General features: G+C 67.8%; 17 protein-coding genes. 7 read left to right on the top strand and 10 right to left on the bottom strand.

What is annotated here, in order from left to right:
* Positions 1-19: 19 nt before the first annotated feature.
* Positions 20-952, top strand: a complete 933-nt coding sequence (locus AB4879_RS12740; protein ID WP_370507842.1) for an NAD-dependent epimerase/dehydratase family protein — start codon at positions 20-22, stop codon at positions 950-952.
* Here AB4879_RS12740 and AB4879_RS12735 read toward each other — a convergent pair.
* The 5 genes from AB4879_RS12735 to AB4879_RS12715 are packed head-to-tail and all read right to left on the bottom strand — an operon-like array spanning position 949 to position 8,557.
* A complete protein-coding gene (locus AB4879_RS12735) occupies positions 949-1,287 on the bottom strand; it encodes a DUF2304 domain-containing protein (RefSeq protein ID WP_102807370.1) in 339 nt (112 codons plus the stop codon). The two genes, AB4879_RS12740 and AB4879_RS12735, sit on opposite strands and share 4 nt — an antisense overlap.
* Positions 1,284-1,985, bottom strand: coding sequence for a glycosyltransferase family 2 protein (locus AB4879_RS12730; protein ID WP_102807369.1), 702 nt, complete (start codon positions 1,983-1,985; stop codon positions 1,284-1,286). Before AB4879_RS12730 ends, AB4879_RS12735 begins: the two co-directional genes overlap by 4 nt.
* Positions 1,986-2,010: 25 nt before the next feature.
* On the bottom strand, positions 2,011-3,297 hold the full coding sequence (locus tag AB4879_RS12725; protein ID WP_370507841.1) for a hypothetical protein: 1,287 nt from the start codon (positions 3,295-3,297) through the stop codon (positions 2,011-2,013).
* Entirely contained in the window at positions 3,294-4,631 is a 1,338-nt protein-coding gene (locus tag AB4879_RS12720) for a M1 family metallopeptidase (RefSeq protein WP_370507840.1), read from the bottom strand. The genes AB4879_RS12725 and AB4879_RS12720 overlap by 4 nt, the downstream gene beginning before the upstream one ends.
* Entirely contained in the window at positions 4,628-8,557 is a 3,930-nt protein-coding gene (locus AB4879_RS12715) for a Pls/PosA family non-ribosomal peptide synthetase (protein WP_370507839.1), read from the bottom strand. The genes AB4879_RS12720 and AB4879_RS12715 overlap by 4 nt, the downstream gene beginning before the upstream one ends.
* Before the next feature lie 208 nt (positions 8,558-8,765).
* On the opposite strand from AB4879_RS12715, the gene AB4879_RS12710 reads away from it, so the two are divergent.
* From AB4879_RS12710 to AB4879_RS12690, 5 genes are read left to right on the top strand one after another with little or no spacing between them, the layout of a single operon-like run.
* Entirely contained in the window at positions 8,766-9,734 is a 969-nt protein-coding gene (locus AB4879_RS12710; protein WP_370507838.1) for a TerC family protein, read from the top strand.
* A gap of 43 nt (positions 9,735-9,777) precedes the next feature.
* The gene (locus AB4879_RS12705) at positions 9,778-10,146 is read left to right on the top strand and encodes an STAS/SEC14 domain-containing protein (RefSeq protein ID WP_102807366.1); all 369 of its coding nucleotides are present in this window, start codon (positions 9,778-9,780) and stop codon (positions 10,144-10,146) included.
* 47 nt (positions 10,147-10,193) lie between these two features.
* On the top strand, positions 10,194-10,916 hold the full coding sequence (locus AB4879_RS12700) for a GntR family transcriptional regulator (protein ID WP_370507837.1): 723 nt from the start codon (positions 10,194-10,196) through the stop codon (positions 10,914-10,916).
* 53 nt (positions 10,917-10,969) lie between these two features.
* Complete coding sequence (locus tag AB4879_RS12695) at positions 10,970-12,520, top strand: NCS1 family nucleobase:cation symporter-1 (RefSeq protein ID WP_102807364.1); 1,551 nt, start codon at positions 10,970-10,972, stop codon at positions 12,518-12,520.
* A complete protein-coding gene (locus AB4879_RS12690; RefSeq protein ID WP_370507836.1) occupies positions 12,517-13,245 on the top strand; it encodes an aspartate/glutamate racemase family protein in 729 nt (242 codons plus the stop codon). The genes AB4879_RS12695 and AB4879_RS12690 overlap by 4 nt, the downstream gene beginning before the upstream one ends.
* Here AB4879_RS12690 and puuE read toward each other — a convergent pair.
* From puuE to AB4879_RS12675, 3 genes are read right to left on the bottom strand one after another with little or no spacing between them, the layout of a single operon-like run.
* Positions 13,215-14,132, bottom strand: a complete 918-nt coding sequence (gene puuE / locus AB4879_RS12685; protein ID WP_370507835.1) for an allantoinase PuuE — start codon at positions 14,130-14,132, stop codon at positions 13,215-13,217. The genes AB4879_RS12690 and puuE overlap by 31 nt on opposite strands.
* Before the next feature lies 1 nt (position 14,133).
* Positions 14,134-15,171, bottom strand: a complete 1,038-nt coding sequence (gene alc, locus AB4879_RS12680; RefSeq protein WP_102807361.1) for an allantoicase — start codon at positions 15,169-15,171, stop codon at positions 14,134-14,136.
* Between the two features lie 44 nt (positions 15,172-15,215).
* The gene (locus tag AB4879_RS12675; RefSeq protein WP_370507834.1) at positions 15,216-15,824 is read right to left on the bottom strand and encodes a TetR/AcrR family transcriptional regulator; all 609 of its coding nucleotides are present in this window, start codon (positions 15,822-15,824) and stop codon (positions 15,216-15,218) included.
* 78 nt (positions 15,825-15,902) lie between these two features.
* On the opposite strand from AB4879_RS12675, the gene AB4879_RS12670 reads away from it, so the two are divergent.
* Positions 15,903-16,748 (top strand): alpha/beta fold hydrolase, encoded by an 846-nt coding sequence (locus AB4879_RS12670; RefSeq protein WP_370507833.1) that lies wholly within the window; start codon positions 15,903-15,905, stop codon positions 16,746-16,748.
* Here AB4879_RS12670 and AB4879_RS12665 read toward each other — a convergent pair.
* Together AB4879_RS12665 and AB4879_RS12660 are read right to left on the bottom strand one after the other, a co-directional pair.
* Positions 16,745-17,707 (bottom strand): alpha/beta hydrolase, encoded by a 963-nt coding sequence (locus AB4879_RS12665; protein ID WP_370507832.1) that lies wholly within the window; start codon positions 17,705-17,707, stop codon positions 16,745-16,747. The genes AB4879_RS12670 and AB4879_RS12665 overlap by 4 nt on opposite strands.
* A gap of 9 nt (positions 17,708-17,716) precedes the next feature.
* Positions 17,717-18,253, bottom strand: coding sequence for a 2-oxo-4-hydroxy-4-carboxy-5-ureidoimidazoline decarboxylase (locus tag AB4879_RS12660; RefSeq protein ID WP_102807357.1), 537 nt, complete (start codon positions 18,251-18,253; stop codon positions 17,717-17,719).
* Between the last annotated feature and the right edge of the window lie 4 nt (positions 18,254-18,257).

Genomic DNA, 18,257 nt, shown 5'->3' with positions numbered 1-18,257 from the left:
TGTCGGTAGGGTGACCGACATGCAGGTACTGGTCACGGGCGCGGCCGGCTTCATCGGTTCGACGCTGGTCGACCGCCTGCTCGCCGACGGGCACACCGTCGTCGGGCTCGACGATCTGAGCCGCGGAAGCAGCGCCAACCTGGCGGCGGCGAGCACCGGCGGCAGGTTCGAGTTCATCGAGGCCGACATCGCCGGCGCGGACCTGATCGGCCTGTTCGACAGGCACAAGCCCGAGGTGGTCCACCACCTGGCCGCGCAGATCGACGTGCGCCGCTCGGTGGAAGAGCCGGAATTCGACGCGGAGGTCAACGTCGTCGGCACGGTGCGGCTGGCCGAGGCGGCCAGGCGCTCCGGCGTCCGCAAGGTCGTGCACGCCTCCTCGGGCGGATCGATCTACGGCGTGCCGACGAACTTCCCCACCAACGAAACCGCCCCGGTCGACCCCGCGTCGCCCTACGCGGCAAGCAAGGTGGCCGGCGAGCTCTACCTCAACACCTTCCGCCACCTCTACGGCGTGGACTGCTCGTTCATCGCGCCGTCGAATGTTTATGGCCCGCGCCAAGACCCGCACGGTGAGGCCGGCGTCGTCGCGATCTTCGTCAACGCGCTGCTGGCCGGCCTGCCCACCCGGGTCTACGGCGACGGCTCCAACACCCGCGACTATGTCTTCGTCGACGACGTCGTCGACGCCTTCGTCCGGGCCGCAGGAACCGGCGGGTGCGGGCAGCGGTTCAACATCGGCACCGGCGTGGAAACCAGCGACCGTCAACTTCACTCGGTGGTGGCCAAGGTGATCGGAGTGGCCGACGACCCGGAGTTCGCCCCGGCGCGGCTCGGCGACGTCAAGCGGTCCTGCCTGGACGTCCGCAAAGCGGAGATGGTGCTGGGCTGGCAGCCGCGGGTGCGCCTCGAAGAAGGCATCGCCCGCACCGTCGACTACTTCCGGGGCTAGTGCTCCGGGGTGCGCGCCCCCTCCAGGGCGACCGCACGGGCCAGGCGGGCGTACTTCAGCTCGAGTTCCTTGAACCGCAGATACGTGCTCAATGTGGTGAACACGAACGCAATGATCAGCGAATAGGTGATCAGGTCCGCGCCACGGCGAACCCCCAGGAAGTTGGCCAGCACCGTGGTGTCATCCGGGCGAAGGATGGCGTAGATCGCCAGCACCACGAACAGCACGTAGCCGACCTTGACCCAGGCTTTGGCCTTGGCGTTGGTGCGGGACCGCAGCAGGTAGACCAGCAGTGCGATCACCGCCGCGATCAGCAGGACCTGGATCCAGTTCATCGGCGCATCCTTCCGCGCAGAAACCCGTCGAAGACGATGTTCACCCCGTTGAGCAGCGGTTGACCCTTGGACATCGAGTAGTCGGTGTAGAGAATCTCGACCGGCTCTTCGGTTACCCGCCAATGGTTTTCGGCGATCAGGGTGATGAACTCCCCGGCGTGGCTCATCCCGTTCATCGTCAGATTGAGGTTGTCGGCCACGGTCTTGTTGAACACGCGCAGCCCGTTGTGCGAGTCGGTCAGATGCAGCCGGTGGCTGCTGGGGCTCAGCACGGCCGCCGCGCGCAGGATCACCCGCTTGAGCGGCGGTGTGTGGCTGACGGTGGTGCCGGCGAAACGGGTGCCGATCACGATGTCGACGTCGCCCTTGGACAGCCGCTCGATCATGGCGAGGACGTCCTTGACGCGGTGCTGGCCGTCGGCGTCGAAGGTGACGAACACCGCTGCGCCGGGCTGGCGGCGGGCGTACTCGACCCCGGTCTGGATGGCCGCGCCCTGCCCGAGATTCACGGGGTGGCGGACCACGTGGGCGCCCGCCCGCCAGGCGATGTCGGCGGTGCCGTCCTTGCTGCCGTCGTCGACGCAGACCACGTGGTCGAAGACTTGGCGCAGGTCCGCGATGACGTCGGCGATGACCTGCGCCTCGTTGAACGCCGGAACGATGATCCAGGCGTCGGGGTAGGACGTGTCGATGTCCACAAGGTACACGCCGAGAACTGTGGCTTCAGCGTGCGGCGCGGCCCAGCGCGGCCAGGTGGACGACGATGCCGACCAGCGGTCCGCACAGCAGGGCCACCACGGTGCGATCGGTCAGGCCCATGGGCAGGCTCAACAGGGCCGCGGAGACGACGGTGGCCCCGACCCAGCCGATCGAGTAAGCCCGGTGCAGGCCGGCGGCGACGGTCGCGGCCCCGGTTACGGTCAGCAGTGCGATCGCCACCGCGCCGGCGGTCAGCCAGGCCAGCAGGAGTCCGCCCGGGCCGTACTCGTCGCCGAACGCCACCCGGATCAGCCACGGCCCGAGCAGTCCGGCGGCCACCACCCCCACGGCACCGAGCACCAGGACCACCGCCGCCGGCGCGATCAGCGACCTGAGCCGGTGGCCGCGGTGGTCGACGAAGTGTGCGATCAGGTTGCCCTGCATCGCGGTGAGCGGAACCAGCAGGGGCGCGCGGGTCAGCGTCACCGCCAGGATCACCACGCCGCCGGCCGCGCCGAGGTCGCCGCCGGAGGTCGCCTTGAGCAGCACCGGGAAGCCCATGACGAGGATGGCGCTGGCGCCGGCGGCGGCGATCGAGTGTCCGGCCCCGCGCAGGAAGGTGGCGGTACTGCCGGGAGTGCGCAGCCCGGCCGCGGTCCGCGCACCCGGTGATACCGACAGCAGCAGCAGCCATCCGATCGCACCGGCGACCGTCGCCCACAAGAAGCCGTCCAACCCCCAGCCCACCGCGAAGGCCGCCACCGCGACCACCACCCGCATGATGGCGTCGGTGACCATCAGCGCCCCGTAACCACCCCACCGGCCGGTACCGGCGAGCAGACCCAAAAGTGTTGCGTGAATGCAGAATCCGGCCAGACCAACGCTCAGCAGCACCACCGATAGCGGCCGGGACACGCTGAACACGTGCGGCGCCCAGAGGAACGAGGTGCCGGCCATGACAAGGGCGGACACCACGCCGACCGCCGTCGCGATCCGCATCGGGTGCGTTCGGGGTCCCTCGGCGATCTCGACATAACCCGCGGAGCGGACCTCCCGGGTGGCCTCCTGCAGCAGTCCGTACGCCGCGCCGCCGACCAAACCGAACGCACCCCAGAACACCCCGAACACCGAGAAGCCGGCCGGGTCCAGCGCGCGGGCGGCCAGGTAGAGGACCGCGTATCCGCACACCGCCGAGATCGCCGTGGCCGCACCGACTCTGGCCACACTGCTGCGGGTGATCGCCCCGGTGCCGCTGATCTGGTCAGCACCGGTGGCGCTCAGCGCCTCGAACGAGGCACCCGCGTCGGTCACAGCCGCGGCACCTCGGTGGAATACAGCCAGGCATCCCACAGCGGACGCAGCGAGATATCGGCGTAGTTGGCGGCAAGACCGGTGAAGTCGTCGGTCACCACCGTGCTGTGCTGGTGGCGGCTGGTCCAATCACGCAGCAGCGCAAAGAATTTCTCGTCGCCGAGGGTGCCGCGCAGCACGTGCAGGGTGAGCGCACCGCGCTTGTAGACCCGGTCGTCGAACATATCCCGCGGCCCGGGATCGGCCAGCAACAGGTTCTGCGGCGAGGACGCCAGCTTGGCGTGATAGTGGCGGGCCCACTGATCGGCGGAGCGTCCGCCGGAGTTCTCCGACCACAGCCATTCGGCGTAGCAGGCGAATCCCTCGTGCAACCAGATGTCGCGCCAGCGCCGCGCGGTCACGCTGTTGCCGAACCACTGATGGGCCAGCTCGTGGGCGATCAGCCGTTCGGCGCCGCGCTTGCCGTCACAGTGGTTGGCGCCGAAGATCGAGATACCTTGTGCTTCAAGCGGTATCTCCAGATCGTCATCGGTCACCACAACGGTGTAGCCGTTGCTCAACGGGTACGGGCCGAACAGCTTGACGAACAACTTCATCATCTGCGGCTGACGGCCGAAGTCCTGGTCGAACTCGGGACGCAGCCGGTCGGGCAGCACCGCCTGCATCGGCACCTGGGATTTGGGCAGCTTGTGGGCGCCGTACATGCCGATCTGCAGGGTGATCAGATAGGTCGAGGTCGGCTCCGGCTGTTCGTAGGTCCACACCGTGTGGGCGGCCCGAACGCGCCTCGAGACCAGTTCACCGTTGGCCACCGCACGGTAGGGGCTGTCGGTGCTGATCTGGATCCGGTAGCTGGCCTTGGCGCTGGGATGGTCGTCGCACGGGAACCACGACGCTGCGCCGTTCGGCTGGCCGGCCACCAGTGCGCCGTTGGACAACTCCTCGAAACCGACTTCACCCCAATAACTTCGAATCGGTCGGGGGTTGCCGCCGTAGCGCACGCTGATCGACATCGCCGCACCGGCGGGCAACGGCGTGGACAGGGTGATGTGCAGCTTGCCGTTGGATGCGGAGAAGTTCGACGGTCGACGGCCGTTGACCGTCACCTTCGACACCGACAGGGCGGCGGACAGATCCAGTGTGAACGTCTTCAGGGACGCCAGCGTCGCCGCGGTGATGGTGGCGGTACCGGTCAGCCGGTTGATCGCGACCTTGTACTCCAGGTCCAGTTCGTAGCGTGACACCCGATAGCCGAAGTTGCCGTTGTTCGGCAGATACGGATCGATGACCGGTGGGCCGCCTTTCTTGGCGGCCTTCTTGGCGGGTTGTTTCACGCGGCGCTGTCCTCGGCTTTGCGCGCATCGTTGCGGGTCTTCTTCCTCGAAACGAGCCACGGCGCAATCGGATTGCCCTGCCAGCGGGTTGACGGCGGTACCTCGTCGCCGCGCATCACCAGCGATGCCGGGCCGACGGTGGCACCGGCGCCGAGCCTGGCGGCGGGCAACGCCACGCAGTGCGGGCCCAGCGTGGCACCCTCGTCGAGCACGACGGTGTCCATCCGCATGATCCGATCATGGAACAGGTGCGTCTGCACCACGCACCCGCGGTTGACGGTGCTGGCGCGCTGCAGTGTCACCAGGTCGGCTTCCGGAAGCCAGTACGTCTCACACCAGACGCCCCGGCCGATCTTGGCGCCCAGCGCCCGCAGCCAGAGGTTCATCACGGGGGTGCCGCTGGCGGCGCGGGCGAACCACGGCGCCGCCACCGTCTCCACGAACGTGTCTGACACCTCGTTACGCCACACGAACGACGACCAGAGGGGCTGCTCGTCGGCCGGAATACGGCCCACCACAAGCCATTTGGCGGCCACTGCGGTGCCGCCTGCGACTGCGCCCGCGACCAGCAACACGACGCCGCCGGCCAGCGCGGCGAGGGCGTAGCCGAATTCGAGCGCCAAGGCCTGCAGCGCGGCCAGCACCGCCACCCCGATCGCGAAGGTGACGATCACCGGGAACAGTCGGCAGGTTTCGACCGCGGCGCGCATCACCTTCAATCGCATCGGCGGGCTGAACGTCAGTGATGCGTCGCCTTCGTCGGCGCGGCGGCGCAACCGGATCGGCGGACTCCCCAGCCACGACGAACCGGCTTTCGCCTTGTGCGGGGCGGCTGAAAGCACCGCCACCAGGCCGTCGTCGGGCACGCGCCGGCCCGGCTGGGTGATGCCGGAGTTGCCGAGGAAGGCGCGCTTGCCGACGGTGGCCTTGGCGACGTGGATCCAGCCGCCGCCCAGTTCGTAGGAGGCCACCATGGTGTCGTCGGCCAGAAATGCGCCGTCTTCTACGACGGTGAACTTCGGGGTCAGCAGCGCGGTCGAAATCTCGGTGTTGCGGCCCACTTTCGCGCCGAGCGCCCGCAGCCACCACGGGGTGAGCAGGCTGGCGTAGACGGGGAACAGGTAGTTGCGGGCGGCATCCATCAGCCGTTCGGTGGTCCACAGCTGCCAGCCCACCCGGCTGCGTACCGGGTGATAGCCCTCGCGCAGCCCGATCGCGAGAATCCGCACCGCCACGACCGTGAACGCCGCGTACACCACCAGGGCGACCAGCGCGGCCACCGGAATCCACGGCGCCGCCGCGGCCAGGGCCGAACCCAGCGTCGCACTGTGCCGAGCCGGCCAGACCAGCACACCCAACCCGATCGCCAGCGCCAGCAGCGGCACCGCGCCGAGGAGCATGGACGTCATACCGTAGACGGCCACCCACAGGGCGGCACGCGGCGGCCGGTGCTCCGGCCAGGGATGGCGGGCCTTGCCGGACTTCACCGCCGGCGAACCCTTCCAGTACTGCCCGTTTTTCACCTTGCCGACCACGCCCGAGCCGGGCGCAACGTCGGCGTCTTTTCCGACGACGGCACCCGGGAACAGCGTGGTGCGTGCCCCGATGCTGGCGTCGTTGCCGACGCTGATCGGGCCGACGTGGAAGAGGTCGCCGTCGATCCAATGCCCGGTCAGGTCGACCTCCGGTTCGATGGAAACCCGGTGGCCGAGCGTGAGCATGCCGGTCACCGGGGGCGCCGAATGCAGATCCACGCCTTTGCCGATCCTGTTACCCAGCGCTCGTGCGTAGTACACCAGCCAGGGCGCACCCGCGAGGTTCTCGGCGCCGCTGGCGTCGGCCAGCCGTTCGGCCAGCCACACCCGCAGGTGTTCGGATCCGCCCCGCCGATAGGTGCCCGGCTCCAGCCCGGACAGCAGGGTCCGCGCGCCCAGCACAGCGATGCCCATCCGGCCGATCGGGGTGATGAACAGGACGAAGGCCACCGCCACCAGCCACCAGTTGAGCGGTGCCAGCCACGGCAGCGGATGCACAGCGGCGGCCACGTTGTTGATCAGCGCCAGCCACGTCACCCATTGCAGCCCGGTCAGCGTGGCAAGCGGCACCGACAGCAACACCTGGGCCGCCTGCGTCGACACCGGCGTCGGCGTGACGTGGCGTGGGGTGACCGCGGCCGCCGGCTTCTGTTCGTCGAGGAATTCGGCCAGCGACCCCAGCCGGGGGTGGTCGTAGAGCTGGGCGACGGTCAGCTGCGGATAGCGCTCACGCAGCGCGGCCACCAGCTGAGCCGCCGACAGCGAGCCGCCGCCGAGCGCGAAGAAGTCCGCCTCCGGGCCGTCCACCACGGCGCCGAGGACGTCCCGCCACAACCCGGCCAGCCAGCCCATGGTGCCGCCCAGGTCGGGTTCGGAGTCCTGATAGCCCGGCGGCGGCCACGGCAGCGCGTTGCGATCGACCTTGCCCGAGGTCCGGGTCGGCAGCTCGTCGAGCAGCACCAGGCGCGGCACCAGCGCGGCGGGCAGGGCCTCGGCCAGGTGGGTCCGGGCCGCGGCGAGGTCGAAATCGGGATTGGCGCTGGAGATGTAGCCGACGAGCATCGGAGTGCCGCTGGCGGTGCGCCGCACCGCTGCCGCTGCGCCGCTGACGCCGGGCAGGTTCACCAGCGCCGAGTCGACCTCACCGAGTTCGATGCGGCGTCCGCCGACCTTGACCTGGTCGTCGGCGCGACCCTGGAAATACAGGCCGTCGGCCTCCAGCCGGACGAGGTCGCCGCTGCGGTAGGCCCGCGCCCACTCCAGTGACGGCATCGGCGCGTACTTTTCGGCGTCTTTTTCCGGGTCCAGGTAGCGGGCCAGGCCGACGCCGCCGATCACCAGCTCGCCCACCTCGCCGAGAGCGACCGGGGCGCCGGTGGAGTCGACCACCGCCAGGTCCCAGCCCGGCAGCGGGCGCCCGATGCTGACCGGGCTGCGGCCGTCGAGGCGGGCGGCGCTGGCCACCACGGTTGCCTCGGTCGGGCCGTAGGTGTTCCACACCTCGCGGCCTTCGACCGCGAGCCGTTCGGCCAACTCGGGCGGGCAGGCTTCGCCGCCGAAGATCAGCAGCCGCACCGCTTCCAGCGCCTCGGCCGGCCAGAGCGACGCCAGCGTCGGCACCGTGGACACCACGGTGATGTCCCGCGCCACCAGCCACGGCCCGAGGTCCATGCCGCTGCGCACCAGGGCGCGAGGCGCAGGCACCAGACATGCGCCGTACCGCCAGGCCAGCCACATCTCTTCGCACGAGGCGTCGAATGCCACCGACAAACCGGCCAGCACCCGGTCGGCGGGTCCGATCGGGTTGCTTTGCAGGAACATTCGCGCCTCGGCGTCGACGAACGCCGCCGCGTTGCGGTGGGTGACCGCGACACCTTTGGGGGTTCCGGTGGATCCGGAGGTGAAGATGATCCACGCGTCGTCGCGACCCAGTGGTGCCGTCGCGCGCCATCCGCGTGACGAACCCGGCCCGCGGGTCAGGCCGGCCTCGGTGATGACGGCGACCACGCCGGCCTCGTTGAACACCAGCTCGGCGCGCTCGTCGGGGTCATCGGCGTCGACCGGGACGTAGGCCGCCCCGGCGGCCAGCGTGGAGAGGATCGCGACATAGAGGGCGTAACTGCCGGACGGCATCCGGATGCCGATCCGGTCGCCGCGGCCGATGCCGCGGGCGGCCAGCCAGTCGACGCTCTCCTCGATGTCGGCGATCAGCTCGGCGTAGGTCAATTGCACCGTGCCGTCGTCGATGGCGGCGGCCTCGGGGTACCGATTGGCGGTGTCGTAGAGGATGTCGATGAGGGTGCGCGGGGCCGGTGCCTGCTCCGACAACAGGTATTGCGGGGGAATTTCCGGCGTCGCCACGACGAGGATCCTAGGCCGCCTCGTCGACATCGCGGTGCCGGACGCGGCCGGTGGCCGAGGCGATCCCTCGTTCGGTTTGCTGCTGGGTGCGCCGACCTGACAGACTGCTGCCAGAGGGGAGTATTCCTTCGTCGCGGTGTCGTCACCACGGCGGCCAACGTTGGTCGTCCGGTGCCGCGGGCTGAGCTTTGCTCGGCGGAAGAGACCTCGGACGTTTTGTGACGCCCGGAGGTCCTCTATGAATGTGACACCGCTCGAATGGTTCATCACCATCGGCGTGACGGTCGCAGTGCTCCTGTTCGACGTGATCTTCATCGCGCGGCGCCCGCACGAACCCACGATGCGTGAGTGCGGCATCTATCTGTCGTTCTACATCGGCCTGGCCATCGCATTCGGCGTGTGGGTGTGGAACTTCCACGGCGGCCAGTTCGGCCTGGAGTTCTACGCGGGCTGGCTCACCGAGTACAGCCTGTCGGTGGACAACCTGTTCATCTTCATCATCATCATGGCCAGCTTCAAAGTGCCCAAGATCTATCAGCAAGAGGCACTTCTGATCGGCATCGTCCTTGCGCTGATCTTCCGCGGTATCTTCATCGCGCTGGGCGCCGTTGCCATCGAACAGTTTTCGTGGATCTTCTATATTTTCGGCGCGTTTCTGGTGTACACCGCGATCCGGCTGGCCCGCGACACCGAGCACGACGACGACGCCGAGAACACCGTGGTTCGGCTGGCCCGCAAGTATGTTCCGTCGACCGACAAATGGGACGGGCTGAAGCTGTACGTCAAGGAGGGCGGCAAGCGCCTGATGACCCCGATGTTTCTGGTCATCGTCGCCCTGGGCACCACCGATCTGCTGTTCGCGCTGGACTCCATCCCGGCGATCTACGGCCTGACCCGCGAGCCCTACATCGTGTTCACCGCAAACTTGTTCGCGCTGATGGGGCTGCGGCAGCTCTACTTCCTGCTCGGCGACCTGCTCAACCGCCTGGTCTATCTGTCGCAGGGCCTGGCCTTCATCCTGTTCTTCATCGGGGTCAAGCTGGTGCTGCACGCGCTGCACGAGAACGAGCTGCCCTTCATCAACGGTGGTGAGGGCTTGCACGTCCCGGAGATTCCGACGCTGCTGAGTCTGGCGGTGATCATCCTGACGCTGTTCCTGACCATGGTCGCCAGCCTGATCAAGACCCGGGTGGTCGACAAACGCTGAAAAAGCCGGGCCGCCGGAGCGGGCACGGTTCTACGCTGAAGAGATGATCGAAGTCCTTTCCGACCTGCCCGAGGGTGTGACGGGCATTCGGGTGTCAGGCCGGGTCAGCGGCGAAGACCTCAAGGCGTTCAAGCCCGCCATGGACGACCTGATGAAGGGTGGCGACATCCGGATCGTCGAAGTCATCGACTCCGACTATGAGGGGTTCGGGCCCGGCGGTCTGGTCGAGGATCTCAAACTCGGCTTGGGCACGCTGTTCACCCGGCACGGCGCCTTCAAGCGCGTCGCGGTGGTCAGCGACAAGGAGTGGGTGATCCACACCATTCACGCGGTGGGCTGGCTGATGCCCGGTGACGTCGCGGTGTTCGGCCTCGGCGAGCTCGAGCAGGCCAAGCAGTGGGCGGCCGGCTAGGCCGTAGCCGTAGCACCGCCGAAACATAGTGGGCCTACCGTGACCCGATGCTGCGACGACGGTCGGCGCTGCTCGATCGGCTGGTGGTCGACCACCCCGGCAGCCCGCAACAGGCCATCCTCGACGAGTTGAGGCGGGTGATCCTCGACGGCGCCGTCGCGCCCGGGACACCGATCCCGTTGGCCGAGGTGGCGGATCTGTTCGGGGTGAGCCAGATCCCGGTCCGGGAGTCGCTCAAGACACTGATCGGAGAGGGGCTGGTCGCGCACCGATCCAACTCCGGGTACACCGTCGCGCAGCTCACGGTTCAGGAACTGCGCGAAATGTACATCGTGCGTGAGACTTTGGAGGCAGCGGCGCTGGCGTCGGCAGTCGCCAACGCCACCGACGCCGACCGGGCGGCGATCATCGCGGCGAACGACGCCCTGCAGCAGGCCATCGACGACGACGATCCGCTCACCTATCACCGGCAGAGCAGGCAGTTCCATCTCTCGTTGAGCCGGCCGTCGCGCATGTTCCGTCTGCTGCACATGCTCGAATCGGCATGGAACATGACCGAACCCGTGCAGTCCATGGTGCATGTCGCGCCGTCCGCCCGGGCCGCACTGCACGGCGACCACCGCGAGATGGTGCTCGCATTCCTGGCCGGTGACGTGGAACAGCTGCTCACTGTCGCCGAGTTGCACGCCCAACGGCTCAACTCCGTCATCGCCGCATTGCCGACAGACACCGGGCTGTTCCTGCCGGCGGATATATCTTCGGCGCAATAGCCGGGTAGTTCACCGGAAATACCGGGGAAACGCGCCGTCGATAGCGTCCGGCCATGACCGACATCGACACACCGCAGAGCGTGAAAGACCTGCCGCCCGGCGCCGTTGTCGGCGCCGGCGACATCGTTGAAGCCGCCGGTCACCCGGTTGGCGGGGGACTGATCAAGCCGGGCTACGACCCGCGCCTGACCAACGAGGACTTGGCCCCGCTGCGCAAGCAGCACTGGAGTTCCTACAACATCTTCGCTTTCTGGATGTCCGACGTGCACAGCGTCGGGGGATACGTCACGGCAGGCAGCCTGTTCGCCCTCGGCCTCGCCAGCTGGCAGGTCCTGATCGCACTGCTCGTCGGCATCGTGATCGTCAACATCTTCTGCAACCTGGTGGCCAAGCCCAGCCAGGCCACCGGCGTGCCGTATCCGGTGATCTGCCGCAGCGTCTTCGGCGTGCTCGGTGCGAACATCCCCGCCATCATTCGCGGTCTGATCGCGGTGGCCTGGTACGGCATTCAGACCTATCTTGCCTCCGCCGCGCTGGATGTCGTTCTGCTCAAACTCTTTCCCGGACTTGCGCCGTACGCCGACGTCAACCAGCACGGATTTCTGGGGTTACCGTTCCTCGGCTGGGGCAGCTTCCTGCTGCTCTGGGTCCTGCAGGCCTGCGTCTTCTGGCGTGGGATGGAATCCATCCGCAAGTTCATCGACTTCTGTGGTCCGGCCGTGTACGTGGTGATGTTCATGCTGTGCGGCTATCTGATCTACAAAGCCGGCTGGGGCGCAATCGATCTCAACCTCGGTGACGTCAAGTACACGGGCCTGGACGCCGTGCCGGTCATGCTCGGCGCCATCGCCCTGGTGGTGTCCTACTTCTCGGGCCCGATGCTGAACTTCGGAGACTTCGCGCGCTACGGCAGGTCGTTCGCGGCCGTCAAGCGGGGCAACTTCCTCGGACTGCCGGTGAACTTTCTGGTGTTCTCCATCCTGGTGGTCGTCACCGCCTCGCTCACGGTGCCGGTCTTCGGAGAGCTGATCACCGACCCGGTCGCGACCGTGGCCAAGATCGACTCCACCTTCGCAATCGTGCTGGGAGCGTTGACTTTCACCATCGCCACCATCGGTATCAACATCGTCGCGAACTTCATCTCGCCGGCTTTCGACTTCTCCAACGTCAGCCCGCAGCGGATCAGCTGGCGTGCGGGCGGAATGATCGCCGCCGTCGGCTCGGTGCTCATCACGCCATGGAACCTCTACAACAATCCCGAAGTCATCCACTACACCCTGGAGACGCTCGGAGCGTTCATCGGCCCGCTGTTCGGCGTGTTGATCGGCCACTATTACCTGATCCACAAGCAGAGGGTGAACGTCGATGCTCTGTTCACCCTCGCCGAGGACGGAACATATTGGTACAAGAAGGGTTACAACCCAGCGGCGGTGATAGCCACGGCGGTCTCGGCTCTGGTCGCGGTGGTCCCGGTGCTGGCTGTCGGAGTGCCGGGTATGCATACCGCCGCGCAGTACAGCTGGTTCATCGGATGCGGGTTGGGGCTGGCCATCTACTACGTGCTTGCGACGCGCACCAAACTCGCGGTCGCCCCGCTTCCGTGACCCGGATCTGGGTGATCAATCCCAACACCACCGCGGCCATGACCGACACAATCGCCCACTGCGCCGAGTCGGTGGCCGGATCCGGCGTGGCCATCACCGGAATAACCTCCGAGATCGGACCGGAGTCGATCGAGAGCCACTACGACGAGGCGCTGTCGGTTCCGGGCGTGCTGCGAGCCGTGCGGCGAGGTGAACGGGAGGGTGTCGACGGCTACGTCATCGCCTGTTTCGGCGATCCTGGCCTCGACGCCGCACGCGAGGTGGCGGCCGGACCGGTCATCGGTATCGCGGAGGCCGCGATGCAGACGGCCAGCCACCTCGGCAGTGGGTTCAGCATCGTCACCACGCTGGCGCGAACCATCGGCCAGTCGGCGCGCCTCGCCGAACGCTATGGCATGCAACGGTTCTGCCGCGGTATCCATGCCTGCGAGATTCCGGTACTCGATCTGGACGCCGACCCGAACGCGCGCAAGGTGGTCACCGAGGCCTGCCGTGACGCTCTGGAGGCCGACGGGTCCGATGTCGTGGTGCTGGGGTGCGCCGGTATGGCCGAGATGTGTGCCGAGATCTCCGCCGAATTGGGTGTGCCCGTCATCGACGGGGTCACCGCCGCGACGCTGACGGTGCAGTCGTTGGTGACGATGGGTTTGCGCACGTCGAAGCGAGGCGAGTACGCGGCACCGCCGGACAAGCGTTATCGGACCGCTGAATCGCCGGCGGGGTGAGCCCTGCGCCAGTGTTCGGCGATCTCGATACGGCGTGCGATCCAGACCCGCTCGTGGGATTGGATGTGGTCGCAGAACCGTTCGAGCGCCGCGGTACGTGCCGGCCGACCGGCGAGGCGGCAATGCAGTCCGATGGACAGCATCTTCGGGGCGCCCGCCAGACCCTCGGCGTAGAGCACATCGAACGCGTCGCGCAGATGCGCGAAGAATTCTTCACCGTTGGAAAAGCCTGCGGCAGAGGCGAACCGCATGTCGTTGGTGTCCAGCGTGTAGGGGACGACCAGATGGTGACGGCCGTGAACCTCCACCCAGTACGGCAGGTCGTCGGCGTAGGAGTCGGAGTCGTAGACGAAGCCGCCGTGGTCGACGACGAGTTCGCGTGTGTGCGGCGAATCGCGGCCGGTGTACCAGCCCAGCGGTGCTGAGCCGGTGAGGTTCCGCAGGATCTCGACGGCCTGCACCATGTGCGCCCGCTCGGTGTCCCGATCGATCGACTGGTAGGACTTCCATCGCAGGCCATGGCAGGCGATCTCGTGGCCGAGCTCACCGAAAGCCGCCACCGCCTCGGTGTTTCGCTGCATGGCCATCGCGACCGCGAAGACGGTCAGCGGGATGCCGCGGCGCTCGAAGAGTCGAAGCAGCCGCCACAGCCCTGCGCGTGAGCCGTACTCATACAGCGACTCCATACTCATGTGACGGTTGGGGAAGGCCTCGGCCGGAGTCATCTCGGACAGGAAGGTCTCCGAGGCGGGATCTCCGTCGAGCACACTGCTTTCCGCGCCCTCTTCGTAATTGAGCACGAATTGCACCGCGATGGCGGCGTCGCCCGGCCAGTGTGGGTGCGGGGGTGTGCGGCCGTAGCCGACCATATCCCTCGGATAGTTCATCTCAGGCCGCCGCGGCCCACTTGTCGGCGACCCGAAGCAGTCCCGTCTCGGTGAGCCGGCCGAACAATCGCAGCCGTGCCATACCGCCGTCGGGAAACACCTCGAGGCGGGCGTCCGTGACAGGGCGTTGGCTGGACAGCAGGAAACGATGCCGGGTGTCGGGCTGCAGATCGGTACGGGGCAGCAGCTCGAACCAGTCGCCACCGTCGTCGCGGCCCACCAGGCGGGCGCTGCCGGGGGCGTTGCCGAGGAAGTAGGACGTGTCCAGTTCGGCCACGGTGAGCACGCCCTGACCCGCCAACTGCACCTGCACCCAGTCGTTTCCGTTGTCGCGCCGACGTGAGGTCTCCCACCCTTCGCCCATGGTGTGCGCGGTGCCGGGCAGCAGCAGGTTGTTCGGGGACGAATAGAACATGTTGGAGCAGGCCGTGACTCGGGCGCCGTTGTCCAGGGCGGCGAGGTCGAGGGGGATACCGTCGACGAGCCGCGGGTCGAGCAGACCCTGGCCGTGGACCCGCAGCCGGGCCACTCCGCCGTCGGGGTAGATGGACAGTCGTACATGTGTCCACCGGCGAGACGACCTGGCCTCGAAGGGGTTGCGGGTATCGCCGTTGACGTTGGCGCGTTCGACGATCGTGGTCCACTGCGTCCGGTGCGCGAGGTCTTCGGCGCTCGGATATCCCTGCACGAAGGCGGCCTCGACCGAGATCTGTGGTGGGTAATTGCCGGTGAACCATGCGGTGTCCACCACGACGCCGGCGATGATGGCAGGCGCCCCGAGTCGGACGATCGCGCTGTCGTGGTCGTCGGGCCCCGCATCACGGCGGCGGCGTGTTTCCCAGCCGTCGTAGATCTGCCCTTTGTGCCCGAACGTGGCGGGACGGAACTCGGCCGGCTTCGCGGTGATCAGGTTCTCCCGCTCGGCGAAGAGATCGTCGTTGGCCCACACCACCGCACCGCCGGCGGGCCGTGCCGCCAGATCAGGCAACGAGGTGAAGTGGAGATGCGTCTGCGAGGACTTCTGCGGGCCGCCGATCACTTCACGAGCCTAAGGGACCGTGCCGATTTCGGCCGGGCAGGACGTCAGGGCCGGCCGGCCAACATGCCGTCGACGATGCGGTGCAGGGCGTTGCGCACCTCGGTGCCTGCGCGTGGGGGGTCCTCGGCATGAGCGATCGTCAGTGCCGCGGCGTCCAGCGCCCCGATCAGGATGTGCGCCAGCGGACGCACCGGCGCGGAAGCCAGTTCACCGGAGTCCATCGCGGCTTGCAGCAACTGCTCGGTCATGCCCAGGCTGTATCGTTCGGCGATATCACGGAAGCCGTTCCAGCCCAGAACATTCGGAGCGTCCAGCAGGATCAGCTGACGAATCTCGCGCTCCGAGCTGATGTCGAGCCAGGCGTCCACCGCGGCGTGCAGCGTGGCGGCGGGAGTCGGTGGCTGCTTGGCGAACACGACCGCGGCCAACCGATTCATCACGTCGGCCTCGACCGCCTCTACGACGTCGAGGAACAACGCCGATTTGTCGGCGTACTGGTGATACATCGCCCCCCGGGTGACGCCGGCGCGCTGGGCGATCTCCGGCGTCCCGACGTCGGCATAACCGCGTTCACCCCAGAGCTCGCGCGCGGCCGCGCGCAGCGCGTCCCGGGTGGCCGCGGAGCGCTGCGCCTGAGTGCGTCTGGTGGTCATGTCTTGTATTTCCGTACATCCTGTCGGTATCTTACATGCAGACTGTCTGTTTGTTAGTTGTCATCGAGGGAGATCGTCATGCACACCGTAGAGCTCAGCAGCGGAACCATCCATTACGAAACGGCCGGACCGGCCACGGGCAGACCGCTCGTCTTCATCCACGGGTACGCGATGGGCGGGTCGCTGTGGCGCCCGTTAAGCGCCAGGCTGGCGCGGCACGGCCTGCGGTGCGTCATCCCCACCTGGCCGCTGGGCGCACACCAGACGGCGATGCGGCCATCGGCCGATATGACGATGCGCGGCGTCGCCGCGATGGTCGCCGAGTTCCTCGACAAGGCCGGGCTCGACGACGTCGTCCTGGTCGGAAACGACACCGGGGGAGCCGTCGCCCAGGTGGTCGCCACCGAGTTCCCCGACCGGCTCGGCGCGCTCGTGCTCACCAGTTGCGATGCGTTCGAACACTTTCCGCCGCCGATCCTGGCGCCGTTCATCTCCGCGGCGAAAGTTCCGCTGCTGTGGCGTATCGCAGTGCAGGGCATGCGGTCTCGTACGGTCCGGCGCCGCGCATACGGGGCGCTGGCGCACGCCGACCTCGACGCGCTGACCGCCGAATGGACCCGCTCGGCCGTCCGCGACCGCGCGATCGCCGAAAACCTGCGCCGGTTCACCGGATCGCTCAGCAGGCAGACCACTCTCGACGCCGCCGCCAAGCTGCCGCGGTTCGCCGAGCCGGCATTGATCGCCTGGTCGGCCGATGACGCGTTCTTCCCGCAAGCCGACGGACGCAGGCTTGCCGAGGCCCTGCCGAACTCCCGGTTGGAGGTCATCGAGGGTGCGCGGACGTTCTCGATGCTCGACGCGCCTGATGTGCTGGCCGATCTGATCGCCGAGTTCGCCACGGCCACAAGCACTGTCGGACGCTAGACGGCGCGCAGCCGGCGGATCCGGTCGGCGACCGCGCGCTCGGACACCGCCGCGGCGGGGGCCAACGCCTCCCAGGCATGCGGGCAGCCGGGATGCACGTGCAGTTCGGTGGGCACACCGGCGGTGGAAAGCCGTGCGGCATAAGCGATGTTCTCGTCGCGGAAGATGTCCAGATCGCCGACGTCGAGGTAGGTCGGCGGCAGTCCGGTCAGGACCTGCGCGCGGGCCGGTGCGGCGTAGATCGACACGTCATCGCCGCCGGCGCGCTCGCCGAGGAGCGCGCCCCAACCGGTGATGTTGTCGTTGTAGTTCCACGTCAGCAATTCCGGTGCCAGCTCAGGATCCGGGGTGGTGGTGCGGTCGTCGAGCATCGGATAGATCAGAACCTGCGCGGCCAGCGCCGGGCCGCCGCGGTCGCGGGCCAGCAGGCTCACCCCGGCAGCCAGGCCGCCACCCGCGCTGTCACCGGCCACCGCGATACGAGCCGGGTCGACGCCCAGCTCGGCGGCGTTCTCGGCCAGCCAGCACAGCGCGGCATAACAGTCCTCGACCGGCGTCGGATCCGGAAACTCCGGCGCCACACGGTAATCCACCAGCAGCATCGGGGCACCGGTGGCCGCGACGTAGCCGCGCATCGCCGTGTCATAGGCCGGAGCGGTCTCGGCCAGGCTGTAGATCATGCCGCCGCCGTGCAGGTAGAGCACGGCACTGCCGGGCAGCCCCGAGGTGGGGAAGTACCACGCCAGATCAAGCTCCGCACCGTCGGCGGTGGCCAGCGTGTGCCGCGACACCTCGACGCCGTCGACCGGATCGCGGGACGCGCCCAGCGTCTGGAACAACGGGATCGCCCGCTCTCGGCGGGTCGCCACATCCCCGATCGCGGGCGGCTCGAGAGCGGCGGCAGCCTCCATCAACGGTTGCAGCAGGGTCAGTACTTCGGGATCCATCGGCAGGGCCACGGTTGCACCCTAGCCCCAGTTGTCGTAGCCGCCCTCGGGGCCGAGCATCCGTTCGAGCCGGCTGCGATTGATCCGGGCCAGCTCGTTGCACACGACCTTGCGTTCGGTTTCGGGGTCGTGGTGCATCCGGTCGCGGACCGCCGCGATCACCGACTTGGCGCACACCTCGCGGGGCAAACCGCCGATGTGCATGACGAAGCCGAAGCCGAAATGCTCGTTGTACTCGGTGACCGCCGCGGTGAGTTCGGCCATCACTTCGGGCGAGGAATCCCACACTGAGCACTGCTCGGCCTGCGACTTGGTGCTGCCCGGGCGACGCCCGACATGCGGGTAGGCCTGGAGGATGTCGTCGATCGAGGACTCCGACAGCGAGAACAGCAAGTCGTCGGCCCGGCGGAACAGTTCGGCCCGGTCGGCGTACGGGCGGCCCCTGGTCAGGTCCCGCGCGAGGGTGACGCTGTTGCAGCACTCGTAGAGCGCGTGGACAGCCTTACTGTCCGGCAGCTCGTTGAAGGCCTCGAGACCGATGCCCTGGTGCATCAACACCAGT

It is taken from the genome of Mycobacterium sp. SA01 (assembly GCF_041287105.1).
Lineage (GTDB): Bacteria > Actinomycetota > Actinomycetes > Mycobacteriales > Mycobacteriaceae > Mycobacterium.
Note: the sequence above shows the minus strand (reverse complement) of the source record. Positions and strands in the feature narration are given on the sequence as shown.